Source organism: Psychrobacillus sp. FSL K6-2836, assembly GCF_038003085.1.
GTDB lineage: Bacteria > Bacillota > Bacilli > Bacillales_A > Planococcaceae > Psychrobacillus.
In genome coordinates, this window is record NZ_JBBOOM010000001.1 from 3939512 (window position 1) to 3956532 (window position 17021).

Sequence of the window (17021 nt, forward strand, 5' to 3'; positions counted from 1 at the left end):
TAGATACATTAGTTTACTAACTACAAATGGAAAGCGAGGTGCTGATCATGAGCTCTTTTGATAAAACGATGAAATTTAATTTCCCTGAAGAATCGATGGAACAAGAAGTAAAGCATGTGATGATACAAGTTCACTCTGCACTAGAAGAAAAAGGGTATAATTCTATCAATCAAATTGTAGGCTATTTATTGTCAGGTGATCCAGCTTATATTCCTCGCCATCAAGATGCACGTAATATGATTCGAAAACTTGAACGAGATGAAATATTAGAAGAACTAGTGAAGTTTTATATCAAAAAAAATAATGAGGCTTAATGATGCGAATTATGGGGTTAGACGTTGGTTCTCGTACCGTTGGAGTGGCAATTAGTGATGCACTTGGTTGGACTGCACAAGGTATTGAAACGATAAAAATACATGAAGAAAATTTAGAATTTGGTCTAGAACGAATTGATGAACTCGTGAAAGAGCATAATGTAACAGAATTTGTTGTAGGTTTTCCGAAAAACATGAATAATTCTATTGGTCCACGTGCTGAGGCTTCTGAACAATATGCCAAGCTATTAACCGAGAAATATCAATTACCCGTAACATTATGGGATGAACGATTGACAACGATGGCTGCAGAACGTATGTTAATAGATGCTGATGTTAGCCGTAAGAAACGTAAGCTAGTGATCGACAAGATGGCTGCTGTAATGATCTTACAAGGCTTTCTTGATAGAAAAAATAGATGAGGTGACTGCAAATGGACCACGGTCAAGAGAATATAACAATTGTAGATGAGAGTGGAAACGAGCAACTTTGTAACGTGCTTTTCACATTTGAATCAGATGAATTTGGAAAATCATATGTACTTTATTATCCAATAGGTGCTGAAGAAGATGAAAATGAAGAAATCGAAATTCATGCATCATCCTTTGTACCAAATGAAGACGGAGAAGATGGAGAATTACTTCCGGTCGAGTCTGATGCAGAATGGGATATGATCGAAGAAATGTTAAGTACATTTTTAGATGAGCAAGAAGACGAAGACGAAGAATAAGATTATTTATTCAAGGTGGATGAGGGAAGCCTCATTCACCTTTTTCTTTGTTTAGTTCTTCTTTATATAGTTCAAGTTATCCAATAACGAACTTACCTGCTTCAAAATATTGCAAGAGGTCAACGGACAACCAATAGCATCCCTAAAATTTCAATCGGTAATAATATCGAATAATGTCTGTCCAAAGCCCCTCGAAAACAATAGAAACAGGTTTCTGCTTAGATGGTACTTGGGTTTTTGTTCTTTTATATGTTTTCTTGTATAATGAGATTGATAAAGGGGGAGAACCCGTGGAAAATGAGACAAAAAAAGATATTATGTTTAATAAAATGAAAAATAAGAAAAAAGAAGTGAAACTTGTTAGAAAAATTGTTTTAATCATTACCTTTCTAGTAATAATCGTTGGAGGTATAGGTGGCTTAGTTGTCTATAATTATGTAGAATCAGCTTTGCTTCCATTAGATCCCAATTCTGAAGATACAATCACAGTGGACATCCCAATCGGATCAGGATTAGACACCATCTCCAACGAGTTGGAAGAAAGTGGAATTATAAAAAACGCTAAAATTTTCAAGTATTATGCGAAGTTCAATAATGAATCTCAATTTCAAGCTGGAGAGTATAGTTTAACGAAGGCAATGACATTAGATGAAATTATTGAAAGTTTAAAAACAGGTAAAGTTTACAGAGAACCAGTTTTCTCCTTGACTATTCCTGAAGGATTAACAATCGAGCAAATTGGACAAGTAGTTGAAAAAAATACAAACCATTCTGCAGATGATTTCTTTACGCTCGTAACAAGCGAGGAATTTGTGGATAGAATGATGATTAAATATCCAAATTTATTAGGTGCAGAGATAAAAGGTGAAAATGTACGCTATGCATTAGAAGGATATCTCTTCCCAGCGACCTATCCATTTTTCGAGGCAAATCCTTCTATCGAGTCAATAGTAGATACAATGCTTGCTAATACGGATAAAGTAGTAACTTCGTACGTAGACCTATTGCAAGCAGAGGAAAAATCAGTTCACTGGCTATTGACATTTGCATCTTTGTTAGAGGAAGAGGCTACAGCCCAAACAGATCGAGCAACTATAGCAAGTGTGTTTTATAACCGTATCGATGAAGGGATGCCTCTACAAACAGATCCAACTGTCTTATACGCAAAAGGGACACATAAAGATCGTGTTTTATTTGAAGATTTAGAGTTTGATAACCCTTATAATACGTATCAAAATACAGGATTACCACCTGGACCAATCGCAAATGCTGGTAAAACATCTATCGAAGCTGCACTGGATCCAAGTGATACCGATTATTTTTACTTCTTAGCAGATAAAGAAGGAACTAATCACTTTTCTGTGACTTATGATGAGCATCTTCAAAAAATTGACGAATTCTTAAAATAATTAGGCTGCAGGAGAGGGAGTGATGTCGCATTCCTTCTCCTGCTATGTTATTATAAGAGTTGTTTTTTTACATAATAGGGATTACTATTTTATTGACCTAAAGGGGTTAGCTTAGATGAATATAAGTGATGATTTTTTGAAGGATCTGATTAAGCCTAGATCCGCTATTTTTTTGGAAATGGAGCAATATGCAAAAGATAATCATGTACCCATTATGCAACTGATGGGTATGGAATCGTTATTGCAACTTCTTTCTTTACAAAAACCTAAGTCTATTTTAGAACTAGGAACTGCGATTGGTTACTCTTCTATGCGTATGGCAACTAAACTAGAGCGAACATCCATTGTAACTATTGAGCGAGATGAAACAAAGGCAGAATTGGCCAAAAATTATATAGAGCGTGCGGATTTGCAACACCAAATTCGAGTAATTGTTGGAGATGCATTAGAAATTTCACAAAAAGAGCTTGAAGACTCCAAATTTGACGCTATTTTCATTGATGCAGCTAAAGGTCAGTACAAAAACTTCTTCGAAAAATATGCCCCATTTTTGAATGAAAATGGTGTTATTTATTGTGACAATTTATTGTTAAATGGACTGTCCGAATTACCAATGAGTGAAGTGCCTAGAAGAAAAAGAACTATGGTCCGAAACCAACATCAATTTATGGAGTGGCTGATGAATCATCCGGATTATGATACCGCATTCTTACCGGTTGGAGACGGAATGTTAGTAAGTATTAAGAGGTGAAAGGTATGAATAAAACAGAATTATTAGTTACGCCAACAAATATTAGTCACTTAGAAGAGTTAATGGTTGCAGGAGCGGATGCCTTTTTAGTAGGTGAACAATTTTTTGGTCTAAGACTTCCAGGAGAATTTACATTAAAAGAAATTGAAACAGCAAGAATGCTCACTACTAAGCAAAACAAAAAGCTATATGTGGCGATGAATGCCCTTTTCCATAACGACAAACTTGAAGCACTAGCACCTTACATGAAAAAACTTCAGGCAATCGGCATAGATGGAATTGTTTTTGGTGATCCAGCCGTCATTATAGCTAGACGAGAAGCTGAGGTAACCATTCCCTTACATTGGAATACAGAACAAACCGCAACTAATTATTTTACAGCGAATTATTGGGGGAAACGTGGGTCTACCAGAGCTGTCCTTGCAAGAGAACTAAGCCTAGATGAGGTAGTGGAAGTAAAAGAAAATGCTGAGGTTCAAATAGAAGTGCAAGTCCACGGTATGACTTGTATTTTTCAATCGAAGCGGTCACTGTTAGGTAATTATTTCTTATTCCAAGACAAAGCAATGGAAGTTGAAAATCGCTCGAAAAATAAAAATATGTTTTTACACGACAAAGAACGTTCTAATAAATATCCGATTTATGAGGATATCAATGGTACGCATATTTTCAGTCCAAACGATATGTGTATGATTGATGAACTGGATGAGTTATTAGATGCAGAAATTGATAGTTTAAAAATAGATGGAATCTTACAAGACCCTTCCTATGTAACGGCTGTTACAAGCTATTATCGTCAAGCTATCGATGCTTATTATGAATCGCGTGCTGCTTATAAAGCTTGCAAAAAAGATTTATTTAACAAAATTGAAGAAATTCAACCTGCATTAAGACCATTAGATACCGGCTTTTTCTTTAAAGAAACTGTGTATTAAAGAAGATTGTTATTGTAATTATATATAACTGAAAAGATTTATGATGCTATTCAGTTAGGAGAGGGTAGGTTTTATTTGCTTAATACTAAAATAGATAAAATAAGTGAGCTAATTGATGGTAAACGTGTTATTACGAAAAAACCCGAATTATTAGCGCCTGCTGGAAGTTTAGAAAAGCTAAAAATTGCCGTGCATTATGGTGCCGATGCCGTATTTATAGGTGGACGAGAATTTGGACTTCGATCTAATGCGGGGAATTTTTCAATAGATGAAATGCGTGAAGGGGTAGAATTTGCTAGTCGGTATGGTGCTAAAGTGTACGTGACCACAAATATATTCGCCCACAATGAAAATATGGATGGTTTAGAAGAATATCTACAAGCAGTTGAATCTGCCGGAGTAACTGGTATTATTGTTGCAGATCCATTAATAATTGAGACGTGCCGTACCGTAGCACCTAAATTAGAGCTTCACCTGAGCACTCAACAATCCCTATCCAATTGGAAAGCTGTGCAGTATTGGAAAGAAGAAGGGCTGACCCGCGTTGTACTTGCTCGAGAAACTAGTGGAGACGAAATTCAATTGATGAAAGAGAAAGTGGATATCGAGATAGAAACGTTTGTCCATGGTGCAATGTGTATTGCTTACAGCGGTAGATGTACTCTTTCCAATCATATGACTGCGCGTGACTCAAATAGAGGCGGATGCTGTCAATCATGTCGTTGGGATTATGATTTGTATGAACAGACAGATGGACAAGAACAGGCGTTATTTACAGAAGAAGATGTGCCATTTGCCATGAGTCCAAAAGATTTAAAATTATTGGAATCGATACCACGTTTAATCGATCTAGGAATCGATTCTTTAAAAGTGGAAGGGCGCATGAAGTCGATTCACTATATCGCTACTGTTGTGAGTGTATATCGTAAAGTGATTGATGCATATTGTGCAGATCCCACAAACTTTCAAATGCAACCAAGCTGGATAGAAGAACTAGAAAAATGCGCAAATCGTGAAACAGACACAGCATTTTTTGAGGATGAGCCTGGTTTTGAACAACAAATGTACGGTGTACATGATAAAAAATTAGGGTATGATTTTGTCGGACTTGTGTTAGAGTATAACGAAGCAACACAAATAGTTACACTGCAGCAACGTAATTATTTCAAGCCAGGGGACAAAGTAGAGTTTTTTGGTCCAGAAATAGAAAACGTTGAGATGGTTATAAATGAAATTACGGACGAAAAAGGACGGGTATTGGATGCTGCGAGACATCCATTACAAATTGTCCAATTTAAATGTCTAACAAAATTATATCCAAATAATATGATGAGAAAAGGGATGAAATAATGACGAAGAAAACTCCTCTTATCATTGGGATCACAGGTGGATCAGGATCAGGTAAAACGAGTGTAACGAACGCAATAAGTGAAGTATTTAAGAATCATTCAGTAGTAGTAATACAACAAGACTTTTATTATAAAGATCAAAGTCACTTAAAGTTTGAGGAAAGACTTAATACAAATTATGATCACCCATTAGCTTTTGATAATGACTTATTACTTGAACATATTCACAATTTGTTAGACAATAAGGCAATTGAAAAGCCAGTATACGATTATGCAAAACATACCCGCTCTTCAGAAACGATTAAAATTGAACCTCAAGACGTTATTATCTTAGAAGGTATTCTAGTATTAGAAGATGAGCGACTTCGGAATATGATGAATATCAAATTATTTGTGGATACAGACGCAGATTTACGTATTATCCGTCGTATATTACGTGATATTAACGAAAGAGGGCGTACAGTAGACTCGGTTGTGGAACAGTACCTTAATGTAGTTCGACCGATGCACAATCAGTTCATCGAGCCAACTAAAAAGTATGCAGATGTAATTATTCCAGAAGGTGGCCAAAATGAAGTGGCTATCGATTTAATGGTAACAAAAATAAAAACTATTCTTGAAACGGATGTTATTGTATAATATGATGATTGAGATTGACAATAATTTCATGAAATTCATAACATTGTGATTTGATGCATATGAATAATACATGATAGAGTTTTAAGTGTGTATTTAAAGGAGTGTATGGGAGTGTCAACAGAGAAACAATATCCAATGACCGTTGCTGGTAAACAAAAATTACAAGATGAATTAACGCATTTAATAACGGTGAAACGTAAGGAAGTAGTAGAACGTATTAAAATTGCTAGAAGTTTTGGTGATCTATCAGAGAACTCTGAGTATGATTCAGCAAAAGAAGACCAAGCGTTTGTAGAGGGTAGAATCTCAACCCTAGAGTCAATGATTCGCAATGCAGTTATCATCGAAGGAGAAGGAAACAACGACACTGTTACGCTTGGTAAAACAGTAACATTTGTGGAAATTCCTGATGGTGATGAAGAAACTTACACAATCGTAGGTTCTGCAGAAGCTGATCCAATCGAAGGTCTAATTTCAAATGATTCTCCAATTGCTAAAGGTTTAATCGGCAAGTCTACAGGAGATCGAGTGAAAATCCTTACTCCTGGTGGAGAAATGGACGTAGAAATAAAAACCATATCATAAAATGAAGAGGTAAACGAAACCGTTTACCTCTTTTTTTGAAAAGAAATATATAATACTGTACCTTGTATACTGTGTTAAGGGTAAAAGAACGAATAAATAACACTACTGATTTCCGTTTCAGGTGGATTACAAAGGCTAGTGCGCTACGTCGCGATCGGAACGCCTTCGTGACCAACATCCTGTTGGCCTCCGTGGGGTGAGCGATGAGCTATCACCGTCGCTAACGCGTCGATGTGATAGCTCATCTGTCTCACTCATCCCACTGGAGTTACCACCTTACCCTCCAATAAATATAATGTGGTGTAGTACCCAACTATAAGATTTGGCAAAGCATATCGCCGAGATAATATGTGTAATCAAAATTATTAGAGGGATAAAACCGTCTGCTTGATTTGGTATACTATTTTATCATAAAAGAAGCAAATGGATTTTCTTTTATCTGTTTCCACTTCATTATTACTTATTTGAAGATAAAGCAACTATATTTAGGTGGTTTTATATCCACTTATCCGATTATATAAAGTGGACGTAGTTATTGGAGCGCAGAGTGGCGACTTCAGTGGTAACAGCGTGAGCTGAAGACCCAAGACTGAGCGTAAGCGAGGGAAGCGAGGGAAGCGGCTGAAGCCGTGCTCACGGAAAGCGTCCGCTCAGAGTGGAAATTAACTGCATTTCAACATTTCTTAATAGAAAAGAATGAATAGAATCTTTTACCTAAATAATTGGTCAAGCAGTTGTGTAAAAAAGGTCTATTAAATTCTTTTGATAACTATCAATCGTCCTATTTTTTAGCTTGTTGAAACATAACCCTATTAATATCGTCTATTTGTAGTATATTCTCTTATATAGAAGGAGGAATTACATGCCAGAAAAAAATACGAAATTTGACACTCGGTTAGATCAACGAAATCACAAGAGAAAAAAGAATAATATTCTAAATATCCTTATAGGAATAGTAATTCTCCTAATTATTATAGTGACTGTAAATATAGTTACAGGTGATGATGAGAAAGAAAGTGCTAATCAATCTGATGTAACCACTGAATTAGAAGAGGATAATGTAGAGAGTGAATCGATTGAAGAAGAGGAAGACAAGGAGTCTGAGGAAGTAGAGGGCGATAGTACGGAATCCACAGATTCGTCTTCTTCCAATGATGATACAACTTCAGAAAAAGAAGAGAATGAAGACACTGACGCGGAAGAAAATGAGGCTGGTACTGTATCTACAGAGCCATCAAACGATACGAATGTTGAATCAGTTATTGTAGATTCTGGATGGGAGCCAATTGGAACAGAACAATCAGGAGAACATGTATCGAGCTATGATAGTTCCTCTGTAGACTGGGATGAAAAAGTTAAAGCACTAGCCTATGCTGCTAATTTAGATACGTCCAGTATGTATGTTAAATTTTTAGGTAATGGTGGAAGCCCTCAAAAATCGATAGGAACCGTTACTTCAAAGGATGGAAGCGAAATTTATCGCATATCCTTAGAATGGATTGATGGTGAAGGATGGAAACCAACTAAAAAAGAAAAACTTAAAACATTAGAATAGGGCTCAGAATATATTTGCAAAAAGAAAAGCTTCTTGACTTAAGAAGCTTTTTTCCTTATTTTTAAAGAAGTGCATTTTAGAGAGGGGCAATTAACAATGAAAATAGCAGTTATAGGTGCAATGGAAGAAGAAGTAGAGCTTCTGAGAAATGAAATAGAAAATCCTAAAACAAAAACAATAGCAAATAGCGAATTTACAAGTGGGACATATAAAAACCATGAAGTTGTATTATTGAAAAGTGGAATCGGGAAAGTGAATGCGGCAATGACTACTTCCATATTATTAAGTGAATACAAACCTGATTATGTGATTAACACTGGTTCAGCAGGTGGTTATGATCCAAATCTAGAAGTAGGAGCTATCGTAATTTCAGATGAGGTAAGACATCATGATGTAGATGTAACTGCATTTGGCTATGAAATTGGTCAAGTGCCTCAGCTTCCAGCGGCATTTAAAGCAGATGAGCACTTAATGAAATTAGCAGAGGCTGCTGTATACGAAATTGGTGAACACCAAGCTGCAACGGGTTTAATCGCTACAGGTGATATCTTTATGCATGACCCTGCAAAAGTTGAACAGGTTCGTATTCATTTTCCGCAAATGAAAGCTTGTGAAATGGAGGCTGCAGCAGTTGCGCAAGTTTGTCATCAATTTGAAGTTCCTTTTGTGGTAATCCGTGCACTTTCTGATATTGCTGGAAAAGAGTCTTCTATCAGTTTCGATGAATTTTTACCAGTTGCTGCAAAACATTCGACACAAGTAGTTTTACATGTAATTGAGAAATTATAAGTTTGTCATTAATTCGCCATACTGAGTAGTTTCGTGCATATTAATAATTCTCTTGTTATGTGCTATGATAAAGTCATCAAGCGCTTTCAATGACAGAGGGGGAGATCGAATGTTATTTATAATGGCGATGTCAGTTTTAATAACTGCAGTTTTAGCATTTATCATGATCGCAGAGACAAGTGAAGATTGATCCCGCATTAACGGACAGTAATTCTCCTGTTTCGAGTTTTGACCTAAGTAACTAAGTATAAGTGGGAGAAAACTGCCCGTAAAAGCCCGAATGGTTCAACTAACAATCAATGGGGGATATAGAATCCCCCATTGATTGAAGTTTCACTTTTTCTTAGCTTAGCTAAGCTCTTTTGGTGTTTGATACATCAAAAGAGTTTTTTTCATGTATATAGGATTGATACAGTTTCACTAATGCGCGTTTTTCAATCCGAGATACGTAACTTCTAGATATTTTTAGTTGTTTGGATATATCTTTTTGAGTCATCGGTTCATGACCAAGTAATCCATATCTTCGGACGATAATTTCGAGCTCTCGGCTTTCGAGTTGAGATAAATGGCGGTATAAGCTATTCGTATCTTCCTCCTCTACAAGTTGTTCATCTGTGCTCTTATCGATACCTGGAAGTAGGTCTGTAATTTCTAAAGAGTGACCATCTTTATCCATACCAATGGGCTCATGTAAGGAAACGTCTTTTTGTACTTTCTTTAATGATCGCAAATACATCAATATTTCATTTTCAATACATCTGGCAGCGTATGTGGCTAGTTTAGTTTTCTTAGTAGGAGTATAGCTATTGACAGCCTTCATCAGACCAATGGTGCCTATGGAGATATAATCATCCAATAATTCATGTTTTGGGTGAAACTTTTTTACAACATGGGCAACCAATCGCATATTTCGTTCGATAAGTTCGTCACGAGCTGTTAAATCTCCGCCTAAAAAACGGTCTATCATGACTTTTTCTTCTTCCGGAGTGAAGGGTTGATGAAATGCCTGGCCCTTCAAATAACCAAGAACGAGAGGGAAATCTACAAAGATGCTTATAAAGGCAGTCATTAGACCTGTAATGAGGTTCACCTCCATCTAGTTGTTAGACTAATGTATGTCGAAAGCTGACAAAATATGAAAAAAGCGACTACAATTTCGCAGCCGCTTTTCTTCAAATTTAAAAGGTATATACTTTTTAGTCTTTTGCAGTCTAGCTCCAGCGCCTAGCCCTTCGAGTCGCTTCAGAATTTTGGGGCCGCACCATGCGGATCAGTCATTCGTTGTAACACGATGTCACGAATTTAGACAAACTTACTATGCAAAAGACGCCTTTACGTGAAATTCTTCCATCGCTTGCTCCTCTGCAAAGCTCGTCGCAGAAGAACGTTGTCAGGGCTAACATAGGCGCTAGCGCATTTCGTCATTAAACTTTTCTTAATGTAAATGTACTGATCATTAGTAATGCGAGGATAATGAATAAAAACATATACGAGACAGATGGTACATATTCTATCGCGAAATAAGAGAGCGTTAAGATTACACCAGCTACAGTAATAGGTAAACCTGTAAAAAAACCATTCGGTTCAGAAATATTAAATCGTGCGAGCCTGAAAGCACCACATGCTATATAAATAACGGTTATTATCATTCCAGTTACACTAAACTCTTGTAATACTAATGAATACATCAGTAATGCAGGAGCTATCCCGAATGAAATAATATCGCTCATGGAATCTAGTTGTTTGCCTAATTCGGATTCCAGATGAAATTTTCTTGCTACAATTCCATCAAATCTGTCTAAAAGGCCACCTATAAATATAAATAATACACTAAACGTGTAATTTTCATTCATCGTTGCCATGATGGCTGCACCTCCAAAAGCAAGATTGCCAATGGTGATCATGTTCGCCGCATGTGATTTCAATTTTTTTACTGTTTGATACATCGCGTTTTGTAAAAACATTGCAAATCACTCCTTTACAAATAACATATTTGTTCATTATACTTCGATTAAGTAAAAATAGTAAGTTTAATTTTTCCTAGGGAGCTAAAAAATGAGAGAAAAATTATACCAAACCATGATTGAATTAACCAATGGGAAATGGTCCTCGTCACTAATCAGAAGCTTTACAAAGTCCAGTGTAAGCAGACGCATGATTCCCTATTATATTAATTATTTTAATATATCAACTCAAGATACGATACAAAAAAGTACTGATTTCACTAGTTTACATGATTTTTTTATTCGTAAAGTTAAAGTGGAGAGTCGTCCGATTGATCGGGAATTCAATAGCATCATTAGCCCGGTAGATGCTACAATAGAGACCTTTGGGGATATTACAGGGGACGGGCTCTTTTATGTAAAGCAGAAAACCTACACATTACAGGATATGCTAGGTTCGGAGAAAATAGCTTCATCCTTTCAAAATGGAAAGTATATCATTTTATACTTAAGCCCTGCAGAATATCACCGAATACATTCTCCAGTAGATGGGAAAGTACTAAGTCAATATAGTCTTGGTGAAAAATCGTATCCAGTTAATAAATGGGGACTTCAGTATGGAAAACAAACGATAAGTGGTAACTACCGAATGCTTACAGAATTAGAAATGCCTAACGAAAAAAAATGTATACATATAAAAGTAGGAGCTATGTTTGTAAATTCGATTGAGCTTACGAATAATTCTACAATATGGAATAAAGGAGAAGAGGTCGGATATTTCTCCTTTGGATCCACTGTCGTTATGCTATTCGAAGCTGATAGCGTGGAGTTCTCAAGTAAAGTTCACCCTGGTAAATTTGTCCGAATGGGTGAGAATGTAGCAAATATGCTATAATCATAAATAGAAAAAGCCTCGAATTGGAGTGTTCGTCTTTGTATTCAAATTTTATACCTAGTGAATTTGTAAGAAGTGTTTTTCATATAACACCTGAAATGTTAAAAGATAAAGGGATAAAGGGCATTATTACAGATTTAGATAACACATTAGTTGAATGGGATCGACCAGATGCTACACCTAAATTGATCGAGTGGTTTGCAAGTATTAAAGCTGCTGGGATTCAGGTAACAATTGTTTCAAACAATAACGAGCTGCGAGTTAAATCCTTTGCAGATCCACTTGGAATTCCATTCATATTTAAAGCTCGAAAGCCACTTGGAAAAGCATTTCGCCAAGCATTAAGTATTATGACGGTGAAACGTGAAGAAGTAGTAGTCATTGGTGATCAGTTATTAACCGATGTATTTGGCGGAAACAGACAAAAACTTCATACGATTTTAGTCATTCCGGTTGCAAAATCTGATGGTTTTGTGACTAAATTTAATCGTATGGTGGAACGAAGAATTTTTAGTTACTTGGACAAAAAAGGACAAGTTACATGGGAGGAAGAAGCGTGACAGAAGCACCAAAATGTATCGGCTGCGGTACAATAATTCAAACAGAAAAAGTAGGAGAGCCTGGTTTTGCACCAGTGTCCTCTTTAGAAAAAGAAGATATTATATGTCAGCGTTGTTTCCGATTGAAGAATTACAATGAATTACAGCCAGTTTCATTGACAGATGATGATTTCCTTCGAATATTAAATAGCTTAGGAACTCAAAAAGGATTAATCGTTAAAATAGTTGATATCTTTGATTTTAATGGTAGCTGGTTACCTGGTTTGCATCGTTTTGTTGGCAATAATCCTATATTGTTAATAGCTAATAAGGCAGACTTATTACCGAAATCAGTGAAAAAAAATAAAGTCATCAACTGGATGAAACAGGAAGCTAAAAAACTAGGCTTGTCTCCAATAGACGTATTGTTTGTAAGTGCACATAAAGGTACAGGTATGCCAGAAGCAATGGAAGCAATTGAGCATTATAGAAAAGGCGAAAACGTTTATGTTGTTGGATGTACAAATGTTGGAAAGTCGACTTTTATTAACCGTATTATTAAACAAGCAACTGGAGAGGATGCGATTATTACTACTTCACATTTCCCCGGTACTACATTAGATATGATTGAAATTCCATTAGATGACACTAAGTCATTATTTGATACACCTGGTATTATAAATCACCATCAAATGGCACATTATTTAGATCCATCGGAATTGAAATATATTACACCAAAAAAAGAAATTAAACCGAAAGTATTTCAGTTAAATAGTGAACAAACATTATATTTAGGCGGCTTATCTCGATTTGACTTTATCAAAGGTGACCGAGCAGCATTTACCTGCCATATAGCAAATGATATTCCAATTCACCGTACAAAATTAGAGAATGCGGATAATTTATATAAAGAGCATAAAGGTAAATTATTATCTCCTCCTAGTGAAGAGTTTGCGGATCTATTGCCTCCTTTAGTTCGTCATGAATTTAAGATCAAAGATGACAAAACAGATATCGTATTTTCTGGATTAGGATGGATTACTGTACAACGTGGAGGAGTAATTGTAGCTGCGCATGCCCCAGCAGGTGTAGAAATATCTATTCGTCCATCGTTAATATAGGGGGTTTAGGTATGAAAAAATGGTTTGCAGTGATAGGAAATCCGATTACCCATTCCTTTTCACCTACTATGCATGAAACATGGTTAAAACAGTTGAATATAGATGCAAGCTATATCCCAATTCATGTAGAAAAAAATCATTTAGAGCAAGCAGTAGAATCTTTAAAGCTCTTAGGATGTAGTGGTTGGAATGTGACTGTTCCTTTTAAAGAAGCGATTATTCCATTTCTTGATGATGTGGATGATTCGGCAAAAGGAATTGGAGCAGTAAATACAGTTGTGAAAACAGCGGACAATAAGTATGTTGGGTATAATACCGATGGATTAGGTTTTATTGAATCACTCGGCTCCATCTTACCTGAGCATAATATATTGATAATTGGAGCTGGAGGAGCTGCCCGTGGTATAGCTCATGCTTTCAAAAGTCTAGGTTATACACATCTGACAATAGCTAATAGAACGTTAGAAAAGGCTATAGTATTAGTTGATGAACTACAGACGGGACAAGCATTGACTCTTGAGGATGCAGAAACTAATTTGAGCAAGTTTGATATCGTCGTTCAAACGACTTCTCTCGGTATGAAAACTAGTGAAGCATCTTTACCAATCCAGCTAAATCGGTTAAAAGAGCATGCAATTGTTGCGGATATCGTATATAATCCTTTAGTTACCGCTTTTTTAGAGGAAGCAAAGAAAAACAATGTTCGAACAATTAATGGTCTAGGAATGCTTGTACATCAAGGAGCACTGGCCTTTTCATATTGGAATGGAGTAAAACCCGATACTGATGGGATGATCCAACAATTGATAGAGCAAATAGGAGGAAATTATGTTAACAGGTAAACAAAAAAGATTTTTACGTAGTCAAGCACACAATCTATCTCCGATTTTTCAAGTCGGTAAAGGTGGAGTGAACGATGCGATGATTAAACAAATCGGTGAAGCACTTGAAGTTCGTGAGTTAGTTAAAATTAGTATCTTACAAAATTGTGAAGAAGATAAGCAAGAAGTGGCAGAAGCACTTGCAAAAGGTACACGAGCAGAGCTAGTGCAACTGATTGGTTTAATGGTAGTGCTATATAAACCGTCTAAAAATAATAAACGAATCGAGCTTCCAAAAGCGAGTCGTGCATGAGAAAAAAAGTAGGGATTTTAGGTGGAACCTTTAACCCGCCGCATATTGGACATTTGATCATTGCAAATGAAGTACTCCATGCATTGAACTTAGATGAAGTGCGTTTAATGCCAAATGCTACCCCTCCTCATAAAGAAATTCAAAATAGAGTCACATCTATCCAACGTTTAACTATGGTGGAATTATCTGTACAAGACGCCCCTATGTTGAAGGTAGAAACGATTGAAATTGATCAAGGCGGAACTTCTTATACATTTGATACGATGGAGCTTCTTAGAAAACGAGAACTGCAAACTGATTTTTATTTTATCATCGGTGGAGATCAGGTGGAGGATTTACCGACGTGGTATCGAATCGAAGAACTTATACAAAATGTGCATTTAGTAGGAGTTCCAAGACCAAATAAATTACTCGAAACTGCATATCCTATAGTAACTTTAGATATACCACAAATCGATTTATCTTCTACTACCATTCGAAATCGAATAGCAAATGGTGAAACTACCCAGTTTCTTATTAGTGATGCTGTTCGGGATTTTATCCGAAAGGAGAAGCTATATGAAACATGAACAACTACTTGCGCAGATGAAAAGTCGTATGCCTGAAAAGCGATTTATACATACAAAAGGTGTAGCTGAAACAGCTATACAATTGGCCAAAATGTATGGAGAAGATTTTGATAAAGCAGAGATTGCGGCGATTTTGCATGATAGTGTAAAGTATGCCGATAAAGAGTGGCTAAGATCCATTATCGTTTCCGAAAAAATGAATCCATTATTATTGGATTTTAATCATGAATTGTGGCATGCTCCGGTTGGTAGTTATGTAGCGAAAACAGAATTTCAAATTATGGATCAGGATATTTTACAAGCTATCGAGTTCCATACAACGGGTCGAGCTGGTATGTCCAAATTAGAAAAAATAATTTATGTCTCAGATATGATAGAGCCTAGTCGGAATTTTTCTGGTGTTGAACCTTTACGTGAAAAAGCAAAGATCGATTTAGAAGATGCTATGACCAGTTGTATAAAGCATAGTATTTCATTTTTAATAGAAAAAAAACAACCGGTATTTCCGGACTCATTTCATTGTTACAATGATTTGATACAACAGAGAGGAACAGTGAAAGAATGACATCTTCAAATTCATTAGTAGAAATCGCTTATAAAGCAGCAGACGATAAAAGAGCAGAGGATATTGTTGTATTAAATATGCAAGGAGTTTCTTTACTTGCTGACTACTTTTTAATCTGTCATGCGAACTCGGATCGTCAAGTTCAAGCAATTGCAAAAGAGCTAGAGGACCAAGCCTTCAAAGCTGGATTTAATGTGAAGCGTTTAGAAGGTTTTGATGAAGCTAGATGGATTTTAGTTGATATGGGTGACGTTGTGGCACATGTATTCCACAAAGATGAGCGTGCTTATTATAATTTAGAGAGACTTTGGGGAGATGCACCAATGATTCAAGTTGGGCAAGATGCTTAATGTCTACGTATGAACAATTTGCTTATATTTATGATTCGTTAATGTCCGACATTCCGTATAACAAATATGCGGAATGGATACAACAGAACGCGCCCTTGGCTACATCCAAAAAATTAGTTGATATTGGTTGTGGTACGGGCGTTTTGAGTATCGAATTTGCTAAAGCAGGTTATGAGGTAATAGGTGTAGATTTATCAGATTCTATGCTTACAGTTGCCCAAAATCGAAGCTTTGAAAGTGGAACGGATATCACTTTTATATGTCAATCAATGGCTGATCTTGAAGGTGTAGATGAGGTAGATGTAGCGGTTATTGCTATAGATTCTCTAAATTATTTAGAGACATTAGAGCAAGTAGAGCAGACATTTAGTCGTTTATTTGCAGCTTTAAATCCAAATGGACAATTGTTTTTTGATGTCCATTCGCTTTATAAAATGGATGAAATTTATCCAAATGGACCCTTTACCTATGAGGATGAGCAGGTTGCTTATCTTTGGCATACGGAGCCAGGAGAAGAAGAACATTCTATTTACCATGATATTACTTTTTTTGTTCGCGATGAATCTGGATATTACGAACGATTTGAAGAATCCCACTATCAACGAACTTATTCTATGGAAATATTTAAGAATCTCTTAGAAAAAGTAGGGTTTTCATCGGTGAACGTCCATGATGATATTTTTGGGAAGCCTACAGGAGAAGTGGATAGATGGTTTATCCATGCTGTAAAATAAGAAAAGCACGAGCAGGCTTTTATAGTCAATACCTGTTTATATTGTTCTTGGTTGGCTTAGGACATACTTTTTGCTATATTATTACCGTTTGATTTTTTGAGAGGATGATCGTGAC

23 protein-coding genes are annotated in these 17021 nt (G+C 36.2%); 21 read left to right on the forward strand and 2 right to left on the reverse strand.

Features of this window, described 5'->3' with window-relative positions:
* Positions 1 to 47 precede the first annotated feature (47 nt).
* From MKY37_RS19050 to MKY37_RS19105, 12 genes are all read left to right on the forward strand, one after another.
* On the forward strand, positions 48 to 314 hold the full coding sequence (locus MKY37_RS19050; protein ID WP_090563918.1) for an IreB family regulatory phosphoprotein: 267 nt from the start codon (positions 48 to 50) through the stop codon (positions 312 to 314).
* Between the two features lie 2 nt (positions 315 to 316).
* Complete coding sequence (gene ruvX, locus MKY37_RS19055) at positions 317 to 736, forward strand: Holliday junction resolvase RuvX (protein ID WP_340779358.1); 420 nt, start codon at positions 317 to 319, stop codon at positions 734 to 736.
* A gap of 11 nt (positions 737 to 747) precedes the next feature.
* Positions 748 to 1044 carry a DUF1292 domain-containing protein gene (locus MKY37_RS19060; RefSeq protein WP_340779359.1) on the forward strand — a complete coding sequence of 99 codons (297 nt, stop codon included), beginning with the start codon at positions 748 to 750 and terminating at the stop codon, positions 1042 to 1044.
* Between the two features lie 290 nt (positions 1045 to 1334).
* On the forward strand, positions 1335 to 2453 hold the full coding sequence (gene mltG, locus MKY37_RS19065) for an endolytic transglycosylase MltG (RefSeq protein WP_340779360.1): 1119 nt from the start codon (positions 1335 to 1337) through the stop codon (positions 2451 to 2453).
* Positions 2454 to 2568: 115 nt separating this feature from the next.
* Positions 2569 to 3204 carry an O-methyltransferase gene (locus MKY37_RS19070; RefSeq protein ID WP_340779361.1) on the forward strand — a complete coding sequence of 212 codons (636 nt, stop codon included), beginning with the start codon at positions 2569 to 2571 and terminating at the stop codon, positions 3202 to 3204.
* Between the two features lie 5 nt (positions 3205 to 3209).
* Positions 3210 to 4139 carry a peptidase U32 family protein gene (locus MKY37_RS19075; protein ID WP_340779362.1) on the forward strand — a complete coding sequence of 310 codons (930 nt, stop codon included), beginning with the start codon at positions 3210 to 3212 and terminating at the stop codon, positions 4137 to 4139.
* Positions 4140 to 4214: 75 nt separating this feature from the next.
* Positions 4215 to 5489, forward strand: coding sequence for a peptidase U32 family protein (locus tag MKY37_RS19080; RefSeq protein WP_340779364.1), 1275 nt, complete (start codon positions 4215 to 4217; stop codon positions 5487 to 5489).
* Positions 5489 to 6127, forward strand: coding sequence for a uridine kinase (gene udk, locus MKY37_RS19085; RefSeq protein WP_340779365.1), 639 nt, complete (start codon positions 5489 to 5491; stop codon positions 6125 to 6127). The genes MKY37_RS19080 and udk overlap by 1 nt, the downstream gene beginning before the upstream one ends.
* A gap of 111 nt (positions 6128 to 6238) precedes the next feature.
* Positions 6239 to 6712, forward strand: a complete 474-nt coding sequence (gene greA, locus MKY37_RS19090) for a transcription elongation factor GreA (protein WP_093496139.1) — start codon at positions 6239 to 6241, stop codon at positions 6710 to 6712.
* 862 nt (positions 6713 to 7574) lie between these two features.
* Positions 7575 to 8267, forward strand: a complete 693-nt coding sequence (locus tag MKY37_RS19095; protein WP_340779366.1) for a YrrS family protein — start codon at positions 7575 to 7577, stop codon at positions 8265 to 8267.
* Positions 8268 to 8363: 96 nt separating this feature from the next.
* Positions 8364 to 9056, forward strand: a complete 693-nt coding sequence (gene mtnN, locus MKY37_RS19100) for a 5'-methylthioadenosine/S-adenosylhomocysteine nucleosidase (RefSeq protein ID WP_340779367.1) — start codon at positions 8364 to 8366, stop codon at positions 9054 to 9056.
* Between the two features lie 64 nt (positions 9057 to 9120).
* Positions 9121 to 9246 carry a hypothetical protein gene (locus MKY37_RS19105; protein WP_340779370.1) on the forward strand — a complete coding sequence of 42 codons (126 nt, stop codon included), beginning with the start codon at positions 9121 to 9123 and terminating at the stop codon, positions 9244 to 9246.
* Between the two features lie 162 nt (positions 9247 to 9408).
* Here MKY37_RS19105 and sigK read toward each other — a convergent pair whose 3' ends face one another.
* Entirely contained in the window at positions 9409 to 10137 is a 729-nt protein-coding gene (gene sigK, locus MKY37_RS19110; protein ID WP_340779986.1) for an RNA polymerase sporulation sigma factor SigK, read from the reverse strand.
* A gap of 343 nt (positions 10138 to 10480) precedes the next feature.
* Positions 10481 to 11020, reverse strand: coding sequence for a CDP-diacylglycerol--serine O-phosphatidyltransferase (gene pssA, locus MKY37_RS19115; protein ID WP_340779372.1), 540 nt, complete (start codon positions 11018 to 11020; stop codon positions 10481 to 10483).
* A 91-nt stretch (positions 11021 to 11111) separates the two neighbouring features.
* On the opposite strand from pssA, the gene MKY37_RS19120 reads away from it, so the two are divergent.
* Genes MKY37_RS19120 through MKY37_RS19160 form a run of 9 tightly spaced genes read left to right on the forward strand, consistent with a single transcriptional unit; the run spans position 11112 to position 16906 of the window.
* Positions 11112 to 11894, forward strand: coding sequence for a phosphatidylserine decarboxylase (locus tag MKY37_RS19120; RefSeq protein WP_340779373.1), 783 nt, complete (start codon positions 11112 to 11114; stop codon positions 11892 to 11894).
* Between the two features lie 38 nt (positions 11895 to 11932).
* On the forward strand, positions 11933 to 12454 hold the full coding sequence (locus MKY37_RS19125) for a YqeG family HAD IIIA-type phosphatase (protein ID WP_340779374.1): 522 nt from the start codon (positions 11933 to 11935) through the stop codon (positions 12452 to 12454).
* The gene (yqeH, locus tag MKY37_RS19130; RefSeq protein WP_340779375.1) at positions 12451 to 13554 is read left to right on the forward strand and encodes a ribosome biogenesis GTPase YqeH; all 1104 of its coding nucleotides are present in this window, start codon (positions 12451 to 12453) and stop codon (positions 13552 to 13554) included. The genes MKY37_RS19125 and yqeH overlap by 4 nt, the downstream gene beginning before the upstream one ends.
* Positions 13555 to 13565: 11 nt before the next feature.
* On the forward strand, positions 13566 to 14396 hold the full coding sequence (gene aroE, locus MKY37_RS19135) for a shikimate dehydrogenase (RefSeq protein ID WP_340779376.1): 831 nt from the start codon (positions 13566 to 13568) through the stop codon (positions 14394 to 14396).
* On the forward strand, positions 14383 to 14688 hold the full coding sequence (gene yhbY / locus MKY37_RS19140; protein ID WP_093537069.1) for a ribosome assembly RNA-binding protein YhbY: 306 nt from the start codon (positions 14383 to 14385) through the stop codon (positions 14686 to 14688). Before aroE ends, yhbY begins: the two co-directional genes overlap by 14 nt.
* A complete protein-coding gene (locus tag MKY37_RS19145) occupies positions 14685 to 15257 on the forward strand; it encodes a nicotinate-nucleotide adenylyltransferase (RefSeq protein WP_340779377.1) in 573 nt (190 codons plus the stop codon). Before yhbY ends, MKY37_RS19145 begins: the two co-directional genes overlap by 4 nt.
* Complete coding sequence (gene yqeK / locus MKY37_RS19150; protein WP_340779379.1) at positions 15247 to 15822, forward strand: bis(5'-nucleosyl)-tetraphosphatase (symmetrical) YqeK; 576 nt, start codon at positions 15247 to 15249, stop codon at positions 15820 to 15822. Before MKY37_RS19145 ends, yqeK begins: the two co-directional genes overlap by 11 nt.
* On the forward strand, positions 15819 to 16172 hold the full coding sequence (rsfS, locus tag MKY37_RS19155; RefSeq protein WP_211894685.1) for a ribosome silencing factor: 354 nt from the start codon (positions 15819 to 15821) through the stop codon (positions 16170 to 16172). The genes yqeK and rsfS overlap by 4 nt, the downstream gene beginning before the upstream one ends.
* Positions 16172 to 16906, forward strand: a complete 735-nt coding sequence (locus MKY37_RS19160) for a class I SAM-dependent DNA methyltransferase (protein WP_340779381.1) — start codon at positions 16172 to 16174, stop codon at positions 16904 to 16906. Before rsfS ends, MKY37_RS19160 begins: the two co-directional genes overlap by 1 nt.
* The last annotated feature ends 115 nt before the right edge of the window (positions 16907 to 17021 follow it).